The sequence below is a fragment of the Pseudooceanicola profundi genome (genome assembly GCF_050897955.1).
Classification (GTDB): domain Bacteria; phylum Pseudomonadota; class Alphaproteobacteria; order Rhodobacterales; family Rhodobacteraceae; genus Pseudooceanicola.
This window is the reverse complement of the sequence record NZ_JBPAXZ010000001.1, coordinates 221,021-237,024: the sequence shown is the minus strand read 5'-3', so window position 1 is coordinate 237,024 and position 16,004 is coordinate 221,021. Positions and strand designations below refer to the sequence as shown.

Below are 16,004 nucleotides of genomic sequence, written 5' to 3'. Positions count from 1 at the left end.
TCAGCGGGTCAGTTCCTTCATGCCCTGTTCCAGCCCGGCCAGGGTCATGGGCACCATCTGATCCTCGAACAGCTCGCGGATCATGCGGATGGACTGGGTATAGCCCCAGTATTTCTCGGGCACCGGGTTGATCCACAGGTTGGATTTCCAGTGCTGGCGACAACGGTCGAGCCAGACCTGACCGGCCTCCTCGTTCCAGTGCTCATTGGCACCGCCAGGATAGGCGACCTCATAGGGCGACATCGAGGCATCGCCCACAAAAATGCATTTATAATCAGGCCCATAGGTGCGCAGCACCTCCCAGGTCGGGGTCTGTTCCTGCCAGCGCCGCTTGTTGTCCTTCCAGACGCCCTCATAGAGGCAGTTGTGGAAGTAGAAATGCTCCAGGTGCTTGAATTCCGACCGCGCGGCGGAAAAAAGCTCCTCCACCACCTTGATATGCGGGTCCATGGAGCCGCCGACATCGAGAAACAGCAGCACCTTCACGGCATTGCGCCGCTCCGGACGGGTCTTCACGTCGAGGTAGCCATGTTCCGCCGTGGCGCGGATCGTACCGTCGAGGTCAAGCTCCTCATGCGCCCCGTCGCGGGCCCATTTGCGCAGCCGTTTGAGCGCCACCTTGATATTGCGGGTGCCCAGCTCGACCGTATCGTCGAGGTTCTTGAACTCACGCTTGTCCCAGACCTTGACCGCGCGCTGGTGGCGGGATTTCTCCTGCCCGATGCGCACACCCTCGGGATTGTAGCCATCCGCGCCAAAGGGCGAGGTGCCGCCGGTGCCGATCCACTTGTTGCCGCCCTGGTGGCGGCCCTTCTGTTCTTCCAGACGCTTCTTCAGCGTCTCCATCAGCTTCTCGAACCCGCCAAGCGCCTCGATCTCGGCCTTTTCCTCTTCGGTGAGGTGCTTTTCGGCCATGGATTGCAGCCAGTCGGCGGGCAGGTCGACCTTCTCCAGCATCTCGTCAAAGGTGATCTGGTCGAGCCCCTCAAAGGTCTTGGCGAAGGCCACGTCGAATTTGTCGAGGTTCCGTTCGTCCTTCACCATGGCGACGCGGGCGAGGTAGTAGAACCCCTCCGGATCATAGGTGACAAGGTCCGCCTTCATCGCCTCCAGAAAGCTCAGATATTCCCGCAGGGACACGGGAATGGCATGGGCGCGGAGGGTTTCGAAGAAGGGAATGAACATTCTACATCGCCATGCGGTGGATGATTATCGTGGCGAAGAGCCCGATCACTCCAAACAGCATGGCATGCACGGCGGCATATTGCAAAATATCGAGGCTGCCGCCCTTGCGGGACTTGGCGCGCCAGGCCCCCAGAATGGCTCCGAAGAGAAGCCCTGCGATTGCGATCATTCCCTGCCTCCTGAATCGTCAGGGCCAGATGGCGGCCCTGAAGGTCTGATTTGCGGGAACGTCTTGTTCGCGCAAGCTATGTCTTGGGAGTTCTCATTGGAGCCCGAGCCAGACACAAGCGCGTACGTCGATCGATGGATCCGCCCGGCGTTTACGCCGGGCAGCGCCGACCCGCCCCCCCGGGGCGGCGCTATGGCGCCACCCCGCGGGCCGGCGCTGCCCTCATACGCGACAATGAGTGTTGAAAACATTCGGTTACCGGTCCTTCCCGGGGAGTTAACCCCGGATAGCGTCCGGCCGCAGCGCTGCGATCTCGTCGAGCTTGGCGCGCACGGCCCAGTCAGGGCCGAAGCCGTATCGCGCCCAGCCCAGACTGTCCAGACGGACGGTCTGCGCGTCGCTGTCGCGGCCCGTCATCTCAAGCGCCTCGGCCCTGAGCATCTGGATCGACGCCAGCAGGGCGGCATTCTCGCTCTGCCGGGCCACATCATCCTGACCGTTCAGCAGCGACAGCGCCAGATCGCCCTTGCCTTCACGCAGCGCATGGGCGGCCAGCTGGGCGGCGGCATGGGCGGCATGGGTGGCGGTTTCGGGACGACGGCGGAAGATCGTATAGGCGGCGGTCATATGTTTGAACGCCTCCGCCCGGTCCTTCCGCTGCAACATGCGGGCCAGCACGAAATGCGAGAAACCCAGCCGGTGGTCCTGCCAGCCTTCGGACTGCGCCACGCGCAGGGCGTTTTGCGCCGCCGCGACGCGCGCACCCTCGGACCGTCCCGGGCCCAGAGCGGCGGTAATATCGTTGATCCATTCCGGCGTCGTTTCCGGCAGGCGGCGATTCAACTCCCCGTCGCCCTGCGGGTTCAACCGCGCCAGCAGTCCGGGCAGGACCCGCGCCACCTCTTCCCGGCTCATGCCGGAGCGCAGTTCGGGCGCATAGGTGGCTTTGAGCACCAGCATGTCGAACCCGGTCAGGACCGTATGCATATTGTCGTCGTTGAAGGTGCTGTCGGGCAGGCGGTAGAGGTCATTGAGCGGCCCCAGAGCCTGCGCCAGCTCCTCGTGCAGACAATCGCGCGCCTCCTGCGGGGCGACGTCATTGGGCACGAAGATCGCGATCTTCTCGCGCTTGCCCAGCCGCGCCCAATCGGTCAGCCCGGCCCGGCGCGCCTCGTGATACTGCGACAGGCTGGTGATGCCGGGCACCACGAAACAGGCGGCCTGCGGCAGGTAACGCCGGATCTCTGCGCTGCTGACCGCCTGAACGGTTACCAGCGCCTGACCCTTGGCCGACCCGTTGAGAGAGGCCTTGCCGAAGTTGATGTCGATCCCGGCCTCCTGCCGGAGCCGTCGCATCACCGCACGCAGATCGGTGATCATGCCGGGCGCGGGCTTGCCAGAGACCACAACTTCAATCGGCGCCTCGAACCGGGTGAAGACGGGCAGGGCGCGCCCGCTCTCCAGCTTGAAGGACAGGTCGAGGAAATCCTGCGCGATATCGCTGTTCGACCGCGTCGGTGCCAGCGGCAGCACGCGAGAAAAGACCTTCATCGGGGGCAGGGCGACGGCAGGCGCCTGTGCCAGCCGCGTCGGCGTTTCATCCGACAGGGGCAGGCCGGCAGGCCGTGTGTCCACCGGGTCGATACAGGCCGTCAGGGCCAGGAACATGGGCGCGAGGCGCAGGATGCTCCGCGCCATCAGAGCACCCTCTGGTATTTGATGAAATCGGTGACGCCCGCGATCTGATCGTAGAGCTTGCGCGCCGTCGCATTGTCCTGCTGGGTCAGCCAGTAGACGGTGGGCGCCCCGGCCTCGTCCGCCGCCGCATAGACCGCCGTGATCAGCGCCGCGCCAACCCCTTTGCCGCGCACCGAAGGATCGGCATAAAGGTCCTGCAGATAGCAGACCTTCTCCGCCTTCCAGCCGTGCCGGTGAAAGAGGTAATGCACGAGGCCCACAGGCTGATCCCCGACCAGCGCGATGAACCCGGCGAATTCGCCCTCCGCCCCCGACAACAACCTGTCGAAGGCGAGATCGTACATCTCACCCGGAAGTTCGGTTTTGTAAAAGTCCAGATAGCCCTGCCATAGCTGGCCCCAGCCAGCACGATCGGCCTGTTCGATTGGCCGAATAGTCAGGGCACCGGCTGTCGCCGTGCCTGCCATTGAAACTGCTCCGCTCTCAATCGTGCGGGATGTTTTTCCCCCGTCACGCCGTATCGGCCGCCTTCCGGGTGTCTCTGCCGGTTCTTTGCCCGGTCAGGCCCCTTTTTATGGTCAGCGACCGGGACGATTCCTCGCCCCTTGCCTGATCTCACTATTACCGTTGTCCGCGCGCAAGGAAAGCCAAACGTTCGAACAGATGCACGTCCTGCTCATTTTTTAGGAGGGCACCGTGCAGTTTTGGCAACGCATTTGCCCCGTCGCGCTTCAGATCGTCGGGCGAAAGGTCCTCTGCCAGCAGCAGTTTCAGCCAGTCCAGAACCTCCGAAGTCGAGGGTTTCTTCTTCAGCCCGGCCATCTCCCGGACCTCGAAGAACTGGGTCAGCGCAGAGGTCAGAAGCTCTGCCTTGATGCCGGGGTGATGCACCTCCACGATCTGCTTCATCGTCTCCATATCGGGGAAGCGGATGTAGTGGAAAAAGCAGCGCCGCAGGAAGGCGTCGGGCAGCTCTTTTTCATTGTTGGAGGTGATGATGACGATGGGCCGGACGCGGGCGGAAATCGTCTCTCCGGTCTCGTAGACATGGAACTCCATCTTGTCGAGCTCCTGCAGAAGATCGTTCGGAAACTCGATGTCCGCCTTGTCGACCTCATCGATCAGAAGCACGACTTTCTTATCCGATTCAAAGGCTTGCCACAGCTTGCCCTTGCGGATGTAATTCTTGACGTCATGTACCTTCTCTTCGCCCAGCTGGCTGTCGCGCAGGCGGGAGACGGCGTCGTATTCATAAAGGCCCTGCTGCGCCTTGGTGGTGGATTTGATGTTCCATTCGATCATCTCCAGCCCGAGGCTTGAGGCCACCTGCCGCGCCAGTTCCGTCTTGCCGGTGCCGGGTTCACCCTTGACCAGAAGCGGCCGCTCCAGCGTCACGGCGGCATTCACCGCCACGGTCAGGTCGTCGGTCGCGACGTAGCTCTCGGTGCCTTGGAATTTCATCGGAATTGCGCCTCTCCCTGCGATGTTCCGCGTGACGATAATTTGTTTCACCACCCCATGCAATGCGCCACCCTGATAGGTGTCAGGCAGGTTAACAAACAGTGGAAATGTGTAGTGACAAGCCTATCCAATCGGAGTATCTGCACCCCCAGTAAGGGGCCCGTGGGGTGCCGGTGGACCACCAGATGCGCCACGGCTTTAGTAGGGAGCCACTAATGAAAGCAGAAACTTTTCTGCCCGAAGACTATCGTCCCGCCGAGGACGAACCCTTTATGAACGAGCGTCAGACGGAGTATTTCAGACGCAAACTTTTGAACTGGAAAGACGACCTTCTGGCCGACAGCCGCGATACGGTCGAAGGGCTGCAGGAAAATACCCGCAATATCCCTGATGTCGCCGACCGCGCCTCTGAAGAGACCGACCGTGCCCTCGAACTCCGCACCCGTGACCGCCAGCGCAAGCTGGTTGCCAAGATCGACGCCGCCCTGCGCCGCATCGACGAAGGCGAATACGGCTATTGCGAAGTGACGGGCGAGCCGATCTCTCTCAAACGCCTAGATGCGCGTCCCATCGCGACCATGAGCCTTGAGGCGCAGGAGCGTCATGAGCGCCGCGAAAAAGTGCATCGCGACGACTGATTTGGGCTGAATCGGCTGTCTGCGGCGCATGACGTCGCGGCTGTACCGGTACGAAAACGGTCGACATTTGCCGCTAACAGTGCAACGTCGGGGCCTGCCCCGACGTTGTGCGTTTCAGGTGTCGCCATGGGTCTCGCGGACCGTTCCATCATTGTCATAGGTGCCGGTATCGGCGGTCTGGCCGTGGCCCGGGCGCTGGCGCTGCGTGGTGCCGCCGTCACCCTGATGGAACAGGCGCCGGAGATCACGGAGGTTGGCGCCGGCATCCAGATCGGCCCCAACGGTTTTGCCGTTCTGCGCGGCCTTGGGCTGGAACGTCCGTTCCGCGAAGGCGCACGCGCCGCCGTTCAGGCCAAGGGCGTCACCCTGAGGGACCGCCACGGGTTGCGCGTCGCACGGCTCAGGTTCGACGGGATGAAGCGGGGCGAAGACTATGTGTTCTGTCATCGCGCCGACCTGATTGATATCCTGGCCGATGGCGCCTCTGCCGCCGGGGTCCGGGTGATGATCGACACCGAAGTCACCCGTGTCGACACCGGCCCGAACCCGGCCGTGCAGACCGCCAAGGGCCGTGTCATCCCCGCCGATCTGATTGTCTGTGCCGACGGGCTGCATTCGCGTATGACGCCGCGCCTTAATCCCGGATCGCATCCACACTACACCGGCATGGTCGCCTGGCGCGCCGTGGTGCCGGGCGACGAAGGCCCGCATATCGCTCAGGTTTTCATGGGCGCGGGGCAGCATATCGTGACCTATCCGCTGCGCGGCGGCAAACAGCGCAATATCGTGGCGGTGCAGGAACGGCATGAGTCGATGCCGGAGAACTGGAACACCCATGACGACCCCGCGAACATGCGCGCGGCCTTCCGTGACATGGGCTCGCGGGCCCAGACCCTGCTGTCGCGCATCAAGGAGGTCCATCTCTGGGGGCTCTTCCGGCATCCGGTTGCGGAACGCTGGTTCTCTGATGGTGTGGTGCTGCTCGGCGATGCGGCCCATCCCACGCTGCCCTTTCAGGCGCAGGGCGCATCCATGGCGCTGGAAGATGCCTGGGTACTAGCCGAGGCGCTGGACGAGGTCGCGGATCAGAACGAGGCTCTCGCGCTCTATCAGGAGCGGAGAGAGGCCCGCGTGCACCGGGTCATCAACGCAGCCGAAAAGAACGCCCGCCGCTATCACCTGAGCGGTCCGGTTGGCGACATGGCTCATATGGGGCTGCGTCTGGTGTCCGCCCTGGCGCCGATTGCCCTGACCAGCAGCTTCAACTGGCTCTACAATCACGACGTGACGGGCGGCCAGCGCCTATCTGGCAGCGGTCAGGCGTCCAGATCGACCCAGACCGGCACGTGATCAGAGGGCTTGTCGCGCCCGCGAAGCTCTTTCTCGATCCCGGAATCTGTCATTAAATCAGCACATTGCGGCGTCATCAGGATGTGATCGATGCGAATGCCGTTATTCCGTTGCCAGGCGCCCGCCTGATAATCCCAGAAGGAATAATGCCCGGGCGCCGGCGTGCGGGTCCGGAACGCCTCCGTAAAGCCGAGGTTCAGCACGCGCCGATATGCATCCCGGCTGTCGAGCCTGAAGAGCGCATCCTCGCGCCAGCTATCCGGCTTTGCGGCATCCTCGGCCTGAGGGATAATGTTGTAATCCCCGGCCATTAGCGCGGGTTCCTCAAGCTCCATGAGAGCTTCGGCCCGTGCTTTAAGCCGCTTCATCCAGCTGAGCTTATAGTCGTATTTCGGCCCCGGCGCCGGGTTCCCGTTGGGCAGGTAGAGCCCGCAAAGCCGCACGGCGGTCTTTTCGCCCATCACCGTCGCCTCGATCCAGCGGGCCTGTTCGTCCTCGTCATCACCAGGCAGGCCGCGTGTCACATCCTCCAGCGGCAGCTTCGACAGGATCGCCACGCCGTTAAAGCTCTTCTGCCCGTGGGTTTCGACATTATAGCCACGCTCTTCGAACAGCTCGCGCGGGAACCCTTCGTCGACCGATTTGATCTCCTGCAGCAGCACCACGTCGGGGGTAGCTTCGTCGAGCCAGGCGGTCAGCGCTTCATGTCGCGCTTTGATGCCGTTTATGTTGAAAGTCGCGATGCGCATGGGTCCAACCCTCCGTTTATTTCTCTATCGCCGATCGCGCCCGCGCGAGCAAGCGATACACCCCCGGTCACGGCAGCCCGCGCAGAGTCGCTCCTGAGCGTCTCAACTATGCGATACAGCGTCATTTCTCGCTTGGCGCTGACCGATGTTGATTCACCCAAGACTGCTGATTCTAACCGATTCGACGCCGTAAACTGAACTCAGGGAACTGATAGGGGCGGTTTCGTGACTCAAGATGAAAAAAATATCACTGGTCGGCGCGCTAATGCTTTCAGGGATTTAGTGCGAATCGGGTCGCGTGCCACAAAATATGCCACACGCATAGGTAGAATTTTCACTTTGGAAAAACCGGAAAGAGGGCAACGCTGAGGTCATCAACAGCCAACATGGAGACCACGAAAATGACCGCAGTTCGCAAAATCACCGACAAGCAAGCTTTTGTTAAAACAGAAGAAACTTCGATCTTCTCCGGCGATGCCACCGAGATGTTTGCCTCCGGCTCCGCCCCTGTTTCTGCCTCTTCCGCACTGGGCGATGCCACCGAAATGTTCGCCTCCGGCTCCGCCCCTGCATCCATCCTCCGCAGCCTCACCGGCGACGCGGTGGAAATGTTCGCATCGGGCTCCGCACCCCGTGCTTCGACCACCAAACTGACCGGCGACTCGGTCGAGATGTTCGCCTCTGGCTCCGCTCCGACCGCAACGGCGATCACCTCGGGCGACGCAGTGAACATGTTTGCCTCGGGTTCGGCCCCGGCTGCCACGAAAATGGGCAATGGCGACGCGGTTGAGGCCTTCGCATCCGGCTCCGCACCGACCGCCTCTGACGTGACGACCGGCGACGCGGTTCAGGCCTTCGCCTCCGGATCTGCACCGGTTGCATCCAGCACCTCCGCCGGCGACCAGGTCGAAGCTTTTGCATCCGGTTCCGCCCCTGTCGCTTCCGACGTCACCACCGGCGATCAGGTCGAGGCCTTCGCCTCCGGTTCCGCTCCCGCCGCCATCTCCGGCGACAAGGTCGAAGCCTTCGCGTCCGGCTCCGCCCCGACCGCATCCGCAGCCCAGCTGGGTGACGCGGTTCAGGCCTTCGCCTCCGGCAGCTGATCGGCTGCCACCTAACTGACGGGACGGGGCAGGGTGCCCCGATGAACAAAGGAGACTATATAATGTCCAATGTCATCCAGCTGACCTTCCCCTCCCGCAGCGCACAGCGGGCCGCGAAACACGCGGCCCTGCTGGAAACCTTCGCCAGCCACCGCCGCGATCAGGGCGATGTCTTCTGGCTCAAGGAAAATGCGGAAATCCTGAACATTCTGGAGTGCACCGGCCAGTCGGTCGCTCCGGAAGCTCTGGCCGCTTATGACGAGCTTTATGCGGGGATCGAGGAGCGTCTGGAATTCTTCCCGCAATACTATCGATTCTTCCTGTCGATCGCGCAGGACCTCGAAGCGCTTGGCATGCCGGGAGGGAAATCCGCCCGAATGGCGCAGTGGATCGCCGATCAGGGACTGGTAGAGGCAGAATTATCGGACCTCCAGCGCGGCGAAGCAATCCGCCTTCTGACGCGAAATGGCGTCATTCTCTCCGAAGATGTGACGCGGATCAACGGCAGGTTGAAACAATTCGCGTCACGCAGAAGCACCTTCGCTATTCCCAACAAGAAGGCCGCCTATGAGCTGACGCACATTTCCTTCTATCTCAGCGAATATGGCCGCAAAAATCCACAGCTCGGTGACGCGGTTCGGCGTAGCCTCGACAACGCCGGAACCCTCGCAATTCTGGATTGCAATTGGGACCTACTTGCTGAAGTGTCGGTCGCAATGCGTTACGGCGGATGGGTCCCGCCGCGGATCTGGGATGAGACGCTGGCGCGCGCGACAGAAGGGTTTTCGGTCGCTGAGGGAGATGGCGCCATGCGGCAGGACGATTATCACGAGTATCTCGTATGCAACTGGGCGTTGAGCGCTGCAGGCGGCGAGCCGTTCAAAATCTCCACCCGTCCGGGCCCCGTCAGCTTCCATTCCGCGCCCCGCTATACCTCTGCCCTGCGTGAGATGTCCGAAATCCTTCACGAACTCGGCCCGCGCCGCTCCGCTGACTGGCATCTGAGCCGCGACTATCTGCTGGATGCCGTCACATCCGAGGCGGCGGATATGATCCTGCATGCCGAAGAGGCGGCAGATGATTTTGACGAATTCTACGCGCATTTCGCCCGTACGGCCATGCGCGCACCAACACGGGAGGTTGCCCGGGCATGATCAAACAGGCTTCAGGAGCGGCGCTGATCGGCGCCGCGCTCGTCCTTATATATACGGCGCTGATCTCCTCTGCCGATGCGATCACCAAACTGCTGGCGGGCGGCTATGCTGCACCCCAGCTTTACGCCGTTTCGGGCGGGCTTGTGGCCCTGTTCTGTGTCATCGCCAACCGTGCAAAACCGGCCCAGGGCGGGCTGCGCACCACGAAACCCGTGGCCATGGCCCTGCGCTCCGTTGCGACGGTGCTGGCGGGGCTCTGCTTCTTCTACGCCTTCCGCCTGCTGGCCTTCGCCGAAGTCTTCGTCTTCATCGGCCTGATGCCCATCGTGGCGGGTCTGCTCTCCGGCCCGATCCTGGGTGAACACGTCCACTGGCGCAGCTGGATCGCGCTTGGCGTCGGTTTCATCGGTGTCATCAGCCTCTTCCCGGAAGGGGTGCAGGCCGTCGAACCGGGCCATCTCGTGGCGCTTGGCGCCTGTCTCTTCGGCACCTTCTCTATGGTCATGGCGCGCTATGTCGGCCGGTATGAGAAGAACTCGCTGGCGCTGGTCTTCTACCCGAACCTGCTGAACATGATCGTCATGGCAGCAGCACTTCCCTTTGTTTTCAAGCCTATGCCGCTTACCGACCTCGGGCTGGCAGTGGCCTATGCGGCGCTGCTTTTCGGGGCGCGCTGGCTGCTGGTCATCGCGCTGCGGCTGCTGCCGGCCTATACGGCCACACCGCTGATGAACATGCAGTTCGTCTGGATGGTCATCATGGGCGCGCTGTTCTTCGGCGAATTCCCGGCCTCCAACGTCTTCCTCGGTGCGACCTTTGTCGTCGCCTCGGGCGTCTATCTTGTGATGGATCAGTTCGCCCGGGACCGCGGCCAGCGGTTGTCCGGACGGCGCACATCCATGCCCCCGGCGGAATGACGGCCGGGCTTACGCTGTAAACGGGCCCGGAATTCAGATAGAGAAGGACGTGCCGCAGCCGCAGGAGCTGGTGGCATTCGGGTTCTCGATCACGAAGCGCGCCCCAATCAGCTCATCCGCGAAATCGATCACCGCGCCGGCCAGAAAGGGCAGGGAGACGTCATCGACGATCACCTTCTCGCCCTTGCCCTCCAGCACCAGATCGCCATCCGTCACATCATCCAGCCGGATATCGTACTGGAAGCCCGAACAGCCGCCGCCCTCGACGGCCACGCGCAGCGCCTGACCCTGTGCGCCTGCGCCAATCTCGGCGAGGCGGTCAAAGGCACGGTCGGTAACCTTGGGCGGGATCTGCATGGGACACTCCTGCAATCGGGTGCAAACATCGGGAAACAGGGCATTTGCCTGTCACGCCCCCACAATATATGCAGACCATAACGGGACGACAAGGATGCCGGGCCAACCGGACCTGCCGCCCAGGGGACGAAATGAGGGGAGGCGCCATGCTTGCGCCCTATGCCAGCCACGCGGACCAGTCGCGCGGGCGTCTGTTTCCGCAGGAGGAAAGCCATTTCCGCTCCTGCTATCAGCGCGACCGCGACCGCATCATCCATGCCTCCGCCTTCCGGCGCCTGAAGCACAAGACGCAGGTCTTTATTGAACATGAGGGCGACTATTTCCGCACCCGCCTGACCCATTCGATCGAGGTGGCGCAGGTCGCCCGGACCATCGCCGGTGCCCTTGGCCTCAACCCCGAGCTGACAGAGGCCGTGGCGCTGGCCCATGACCTGGGCCATCCGCCCTTCGGCCACACCGGAGAGGACGCGCTCTCTGAGCTGATGCAACCCTACGGCGGCTTTGACCACAACGCCCAGGCCATCCGCATCGTCACCAAGCTGGAGCGGCACTATGCTGAATGGGACGGTCTGAACCTGACCTGGGACACGCTGGAAGGCATTGCCAAGCACAACGGACCCGTCACCGGCAATATCCCCTATGCCCTTGCCGAATATAATGAAATTCACGACCTGGAGCTGCATACCCACGCCTCTGCGGAGGCGCAGGCCGCCGCCCTGTCGGACGATATCGCCTATAATAACCATGACCTGCACGACGGTTTGAGGGCAGAGCTTTTCTCCACCGATGAGCTGTCGGAACTGCCTGTCCTCGGCACGTGTTTCGCGGAGGTAGACGCGCGCTATCCCGGCCTCAACTACTACCGTCGTCGGCATGAGGCGCTGCGCCGCTTTTTCGGCATCCTGGTGGAGGATGTGATCGACGTCAGCCGTGCCAATATCGCCGATCTCAACCCCGGCAGCGTTACGGATATCCGCAATGCCGGCCGGATGATGGTGCAATTTTCGCCCACCGTCTGGTCCGACCTCAAGCAGATCCGAGAGTTCCTTTTCCATCGCATGTACCGCGCCCCGGAAGTTGTTGAAATGCGGAAGAAAGTCACGGATATCATCCATGAGCTCTTCCCGCTGTTCATGGCCCAGCCGGACCTGCTGCCCAAGCAGTGGCGCAAGGATGTCGAGGATATTGAGGGCGATGAAACCGCGCTCGCCCGGATCGTCAGCGATTATATCTCCGGCATGACGGACCGCTTTGCCATCGTCGAACATGCGCGCCTGACCGGGCAGGAGCCCGAGCCGGGCCTGCGCGCCTCCGGTCCCGGTCATATCCGTTACGAACAGCGCTTGCGTGACGGCTGACAGTGTAAGGTTCCGGGATGCTGGCCGTGGCGGCGGCCCAGACTATATCCGCCTGAACCCTGACCGGAGAGCCCGATGAGCACCCCCGACATGCTGCCCCCCGTTGTCGCCTTCGCCCTTGTGGGCGTGCTGGGGGTGGGCGCGCAACTCCTTGCCTGGCGGCTGAAAATGCCTGCCATTGTGCTGATGCTCCTGGCCGGGATCATCGCGGGGCCGGTGACGGGCATCTTCGATCCGCATGCCGCCTTTGGGGACCTGCGCGACCCGATGATCGCCGTCGCCGTCGCCATCATCCTTTTCGAGGGCGGCCTGACGCTCAATTTCAAATCCCTGCAGGACGCAGCCCTCGGTGTCCGCCGTCTTGTCATCATCGGCGCGCCCCTCGGCTGGCTTCTCTCCGCCCTCACGCTGCACTACGCGGCGGGGCTGGGGTGGGAAACCTCCGCCGTCTTCGGCGGCATCATGATCGTCACCGGCCCCACGGTGATCGCCCCGCTGCTCCGCTCGGCCCGGCTGTCGCGCCGCCCGGCCCAGATCCTGCAGTGGGAGGCCATCGTCAACGACCCGATCGGCGCGCTGGCCGCCGTTCTGGCCTATGAGGTCGTCGGCGTCTTCCGCGCTTCCCACGCGCTCTCTGCCGCGATTGGTGAAACCCTGCTGGGCATCACCCTGGCTGTGGCTGTCGGTGTGGCCACCGGCTTTGGCCTCGTCTGGACCTTCAAAAAGGGCAGGGTGCCGGAATATATGAAGGTGCCGGTGCTCTTCGCTCTGCTACTCGCCATCTTCGGACTTTGCGACTGGGTGCTGCATGAAAGCGGGCTGCTTGCCGTCACCGTCATGGGCATCGTCATCGCCAATTCCGACCTCCCCAGTTTTGAGGAGCTGCGCCGGTTCAAGGAACAGGCCACGATCCTGCTCGTCTCCGGCGTCTTCATCCTGCTGGCCGCCGGTCTTGATTTCACCGAACTTTCGGCCCTCACCTGGCGCGCGGCCCTGTTCGTGCTGGCAATCATGCTGATCGCCCGTCCACTTACAGTGTATGCCTCCCTCATCGGCACCGGCCTGCCATGGCGCGAAAAGCTCCTGATCGCCTTCACCGGCCCCCGCGGCGTCGTGCTTGTCGCCGTCGCCGGCCTCTTCGGCGAACGCCTGGCCGCGCTTGGGGTCGAGGACGGCACCCTCGTCGGCCCGCTGGCCTTCGCCCTCGTCGCCGTCACCGTGGTTGTCCATGGCTTCGGCCTGCGCCCGCTTGCCCGCGCCCTTGGCCTGACCGGTGCCGAAACCCCGGGCCTGCTGATCGTCGGTGGCAGCCGCTTTTCAACCGCGCTCGGCAAGCTCTTGAAAGATCAGGAAATCCCCGTGCTCATCGCCGATCCCAACCATGGCAAACTCCGCGCCGCCCGCCGCGAAGGCGTGCCCACCTACTACGGCGATATCCTGGCGGAGGCCGCCGAACACCGGCTCGACCTTGTCAGCTATGCTACGCTGCTCGCCGCCACCGATAATGACGCCTACAATACGCTGGTCGCCACCGACCTCGCGCATCACTTCGGCCGCGACGCGGTCTACCAGCTGGCCCGCGAAAAGGATAACAACACCCGCCACGCGCTGCCCTCCACCCTCGGCGGCAAACCGGCGATCCAGTCACTGCCCCACGATGCGCTCGAACAAAAGCTCTACGAAGGCTGGCGCTTCCGCATCTCCCGCCTGACGGAGGAATTCACCCTCGACGACTGGCGCGATGAAAACCCCGACAGCCTGCTCATCGCCGCACAGCGCAAGGGTCAGTCCATCCGCATCCTCAATACCGGCGAGACGCTCAAAACCCAGCCCGACCTGCGCCTGATCCACCTCGCCCCCGCCAAAGACGCCTCCGAAGCCCGCGCCAATTCGCGCCAGGCCACAAGGGACGATCCCGCTGCCGAAGGCCCCTCCGCCAAATAACGCCGCTCCCCCCTTCATCTTGGCAAAAATACTCCCGCCGGAGGCATCTGCCGCTTTCGCCCGCGCCAATCCCCGGTGGGACAGCACCACAGCCGTTGACGCCCAAGTCCGCCGTGATAAACCCGCGCCAGATGAAAGGACCGGGACAGATGAACCTCTTCGCCGATATCCGCGCCACCGTGCTGGACGCGCTGACCGCCATGCAGGGCGAGGGCCAGCTGCCCGCAGGCCTCGACTTTGCCAATGTCACGGTCGAACCGCCGCGCGACAAGGGGCATGGCGATATGGCCACCAATGCCGCCATGGTCCTGGCCAAGCCCGCCGGGCTCAAGCCGCGCGATATCGCCGAAACCCTGGCGGTGAAGCTCGCCGCCGATCCCCGCATCACCTCGGCAGAGGTCGCGGGGCCGGGCTTTCTCAACCTGCGGCTCGATCCCGCTGTCTGGGGCGGCATTGTCAAATCCGTGCTGACCGACGGCACAGCCTATGGCCGGTCCGACATGGGGCAGGGGCTCAAGGTCAATGTCGAATATGTCTCCGCCAACCCCACCGGCCCGCTGCACGTGGGCCATACGCGGGGCGCCGTCTTCGGCGATGCGCTGGCCTCCCTGCTGGCCTATGCAGGCTATGACGTCACCCGCGAATATTACATCAACGACGGCGGTGCCCAGGTCGATGTGCTCGCCCGGTCCGTCTACCTGCGCTACCTCGAAGCGCATGGGCAGGAGGTCGTCTTCGAAGGCGGCACCTATCCCGGCGACTACCTGATCGCCGTGGGCGAGGCGCTCAAGGACAAGGTCGGCGACGCCTATGTCGACGAGCCCGAAGAGGTCTGGCTGACCGAGATCCGCGAATATGCCACCGAGGCGATGATGGCTCTCATCCGCGAGGATCTGCAGCTTCTGGGCGTCGAGATGGACCATTTCTTCTCCGAGAAATCCCTCTATGGCACAGGAAAGATCGAAGCCGCGATCGAGGACCTGAATTCAAAGGGCCTGATCTACAAAGGCGTGCTGGAGCCGCCCAAGGGCAAGGTGCCCGAGGATTGGGAGCCGCGCGAACAGACCCTCTTCAAATCCACCGACCATGGCGATGACGTCGACCGTCCGATCATGAAATCGGATGGCGCCTGGACCTATTTTGCCCCCGATATCGCCTATCACTATGACAAGATCAGCCGGGGCTATGATCTGCTGATCGACGTCTTCGGGGCCGATCACGGCGGCTATGTGAAACGGATGAAGGCGGCTGTCTCCGCGCTGTCGGACGGTAAAGTGCCCGTAGACATCAAGCTCTGCCAGCTCGTGAAGCTCTTCAAGAACGGCGAACCCTTTAAGATGTCCAAACGGGCAGGGACCTTCATCATGCTGCGCGATGTGGTGGAAGAGGTCGGCCCCGACGTCACCCGTTTCGTCATGCTGACCCGCAAGAACGACGCGCCGCTCGATTTCGACTTCGACAAGGTGCTGGAACAATCGCGCGAGAACCCGGTGTTCTACGTGCAATACGCCCATGCCCGCGTCTGTTCGGTCCTGCGCAAGGCCGGAGAGGCCGGAATCGCCCATGACGATTCCACACTCGCCGCCGCCGATCTGTCGAAAACGACCGATGAGGCAGAGATCGAGGTTGCCAAAAAGCTGGCCGAATGGCCACGGCTTGTAGAAATCGCGGCCCGCACGAACGAGCCGCACCGGGTGGCCTTCTTCCTCTACGATCTGGCCTCCGACCTGCATACATTGTGGAATCGCGGCAATGAGAAGCCGGAGCTCCGCTTCCTACAAGAAGATGACGCGACCACTAGCCAAGGTAAAATGGCCCTGGCCCGTGCCGTAAATGTTGTCATTTCCGCTGGTCTTGGTATCCTTGGCGTAACCCCGGCGGAAGAGATGCGATAAACGCGCCACCGTCTCGGGCTTGAGCA

Annotated in this window: 15 protein-coding genes; 8 read left to right on the top strand and 7 right to left on the bottom strand. The window is 62.8% G+C overall.

Annotation, left to right across the window (positions count from 1 at the left end; genetic code table 11):
* The 5 genes from ACRARG_RS01170 to ACRARG_RS01150 form a co-directional block, all read right to left on the bottom strand.
* Window positions 1-1,185 (bottom strand): vWA domain-containing protein, encoded by a 1,185-nt coding sequence (locus ACRARG_RS01170; protein ID WP_432688144.1) that lies wholly within the window; start codon window positions 1,183-1,185, stop codon window positions 1-3.
* 1 nt (window position 1,186) lies between these two features.
* Complete coding sequence (locus tag ACRARG_RS01165; RefSeq protein ID WP_432688143.1) at window positions 1,187-1,354, bottom strand: hypothetical protein; 168 nt, start codon at window positions 1,352-1,354, stop codon at window positions 1,187-1,189.
* A gap of 276 nt (window positions 1,355-1,630) precedes the next feature.
* Window positions 1,631-3,052, bottom strand: a complete 1,422-nt coding sequence (locus ACRARG_RS01160) for a DUF2927 domain-containing protein (protein WP_432688142.1) — start codon at window positions 3,050-3,052, stop codon at window positions 1,631-1,633.
* On the bottom strand, window positions 3,052-3,519 hold the full coding sequence (locus ACRARG_RS01155) for a GNAT family N-acetyltransferase (protein WP_432688141.1): 468 nt from the start codon (window positions 3,517-3,519) through the stop codon (window positions 3,052-3,054). The genes ACRARG_RS01160 and ACRARG_RS01155 overlap by 1 nt, the downstream gene beginning before the upstream one ends.
* A gap of 154 nt (window positions 3,520-3,673) precedes the next feature.
* Complete coding sequence (locus tag ACRARG_RS01150) at window positions 3,674-4,513, bottom strand: AAA family ATPase (RefSeq protein ID WP_432688140.1); 840 nt, start codon at window positions 4,511-4,513, stop codon at window positions 3,674-3,676.
* Window positions 4,514-4,728: 215 nt separating this feature from the next.
* Between ACRARG_RS01150 and dksA the strand changes: the two genes are divergently transcribed.
* Together dksA and ACRARG_RS01140 are read left to right on the top strand one after the other, a co-directional pair.
* The gene (gene dksA, locus ACRARG_RS01145) at window positions 4,729-5,151 is read left to right on the top strand and encodes an RNA polymerase-binding protein DksA (RefSeq protein WP_432688139.1); all 423 of its coding nucleotides are present in this window, start codon (window positions 4,729-4,731) and stop codon (window positions 5,149-5,151) included.
* 126 nt (window positions 5,152-5,277) lie between these two features.
* Entirely contained in the window at window positions 5,278-6,501 is a 1,224-nt protein-coding gene (locus tag ACRARG_RS01140; protein ID WP_432688138.1) for an FAD-dependent monooxygenase, read from the top strand.
* Here ACRARG_RS01140 and xth read toward each other — a convergent pair.
* Complete coding sequence (gene xth, locus ACRARG_RS01135; RefSeq protein ID WP_432688137.1) at window positions 6,468-7,250, bottom strand: exodeoxyribonuclease III; 783 nt, start codon at window positions 7,248-7,250, stop codon at window positions 6,468-6,470. The two genes, ACRARG_RS01140 and xth, sit on opposite strands and share 34 nt — an antisense overlap.
* A 401-nt stretch (window positions 7,251-7,651) precedes the next feature.
* Between xth and ACRARG_RS01130 the strand changes: the two genes are divergently transcribed.
* From ACRARG_RS01130 to ACRARG_RS01120, 3 genes are all read left to right on the top strand, one after another.
* On the top strand, window positions 7,652-8,353 hold the full coding sequence (locus tag ACRARG_RS01130; protein ID WP_432688136.1) for a hypothetical protein: 702 nt from the start codon (window positions 7,652-7,654) through the stop codon (window positions 8,351-8,353).
* 62 nt (window positions 8,354-8,415) lie between these two features.
* Window positions 8,416-9,507: a DUF6902 family protein gene (locus tag ACRARG_RS01125; protein WP_432688135.1), complete on the top strand. Its 1,092-nt coding sequence runs from the start codon at window positions 8,416-8,418 to the stop codon at window positions 9,505-9,507.
* Entirely contained in the window at window positions 9,504-10,424 is a 921-nt protein-coding gene (locus ACRARG_RS01120) for a DMT family transporter (protein ID WP_432688134.1), read from the top strand. Before ACRARG_RS01125 ends, ACRARG_RS01120 begins: the two co-directional genes overlap by 4 nt.
* Window positions 10,425-10,457: 33 nt before the next feature.
* Here ACRARG_RS01120 and ACRARG_RS01115 read toward each other — a convergent pair whose 3' ends face one another.
* The gene (locus ACRARG_RS01115) at window positions 10,458-10,781 is read right to left on the bottom strand and encodes a HesB/IscA family protein (RefSeq protein WP_432688133.1); all 324 of its coding nucleotides are present in this window, start codon (window positions 10,779-10,781) and stop codon (window positions 10,458-10,460) included.
* A gap of 146 nt (window positions 10,782-10,927) precedes the next feature.
* On the opposite strand from ACRARG_RS01115, the gene ACRARG_RS01110 reads away from it, so the two are divergent.
* The 3 genes from ACRARG_RS01110 to argS all read left to right on the top strand — a co-directional run bounded on the left by ACRARG_RS01110 (window position 10,928) and on the right by argS (window position 15,978).
* Window positions 10,928-12,139, top strand: a complete 1,212-nt coding sequence (locus ACRARG_RS01110; RefSeq protein ID WP_432688132.1) for a deoxyguanosinetriphosphate triphosphohydrolase — start codon at window positions 10,928-10,930, stop codon at window positions 12,137-12,139.
* 75 nt (window positions 12,140-12,214) lie between these two features.
* A complete protein-coding gene (locus ACRARG_RS01105; protein WP_432688131.1) occupies window positions 12,215-14,083 on the top strand; it encodes a cation:proton antiporter in 1,869 nt (622 codons plus the stop codon).
* A gap of 149 nt (window positions 14,084-14,232) precedes the next feature.
* Window positions 14,233-15,978 carry an arginine--tRNA ligase gene (argS, locus tag ACRARG_RS01100; protein ID WP_432691295.1) on the top strand — a complete coding sequence of 582 codons (1,746 nt, stop codon included), beginning with the start codon at window positions 14,233-14,235 and terminating at the stop codon, window positions 15,976-15,978.
* Window positions 15,979-16,004: the final 26 nt, after the last annotated feature.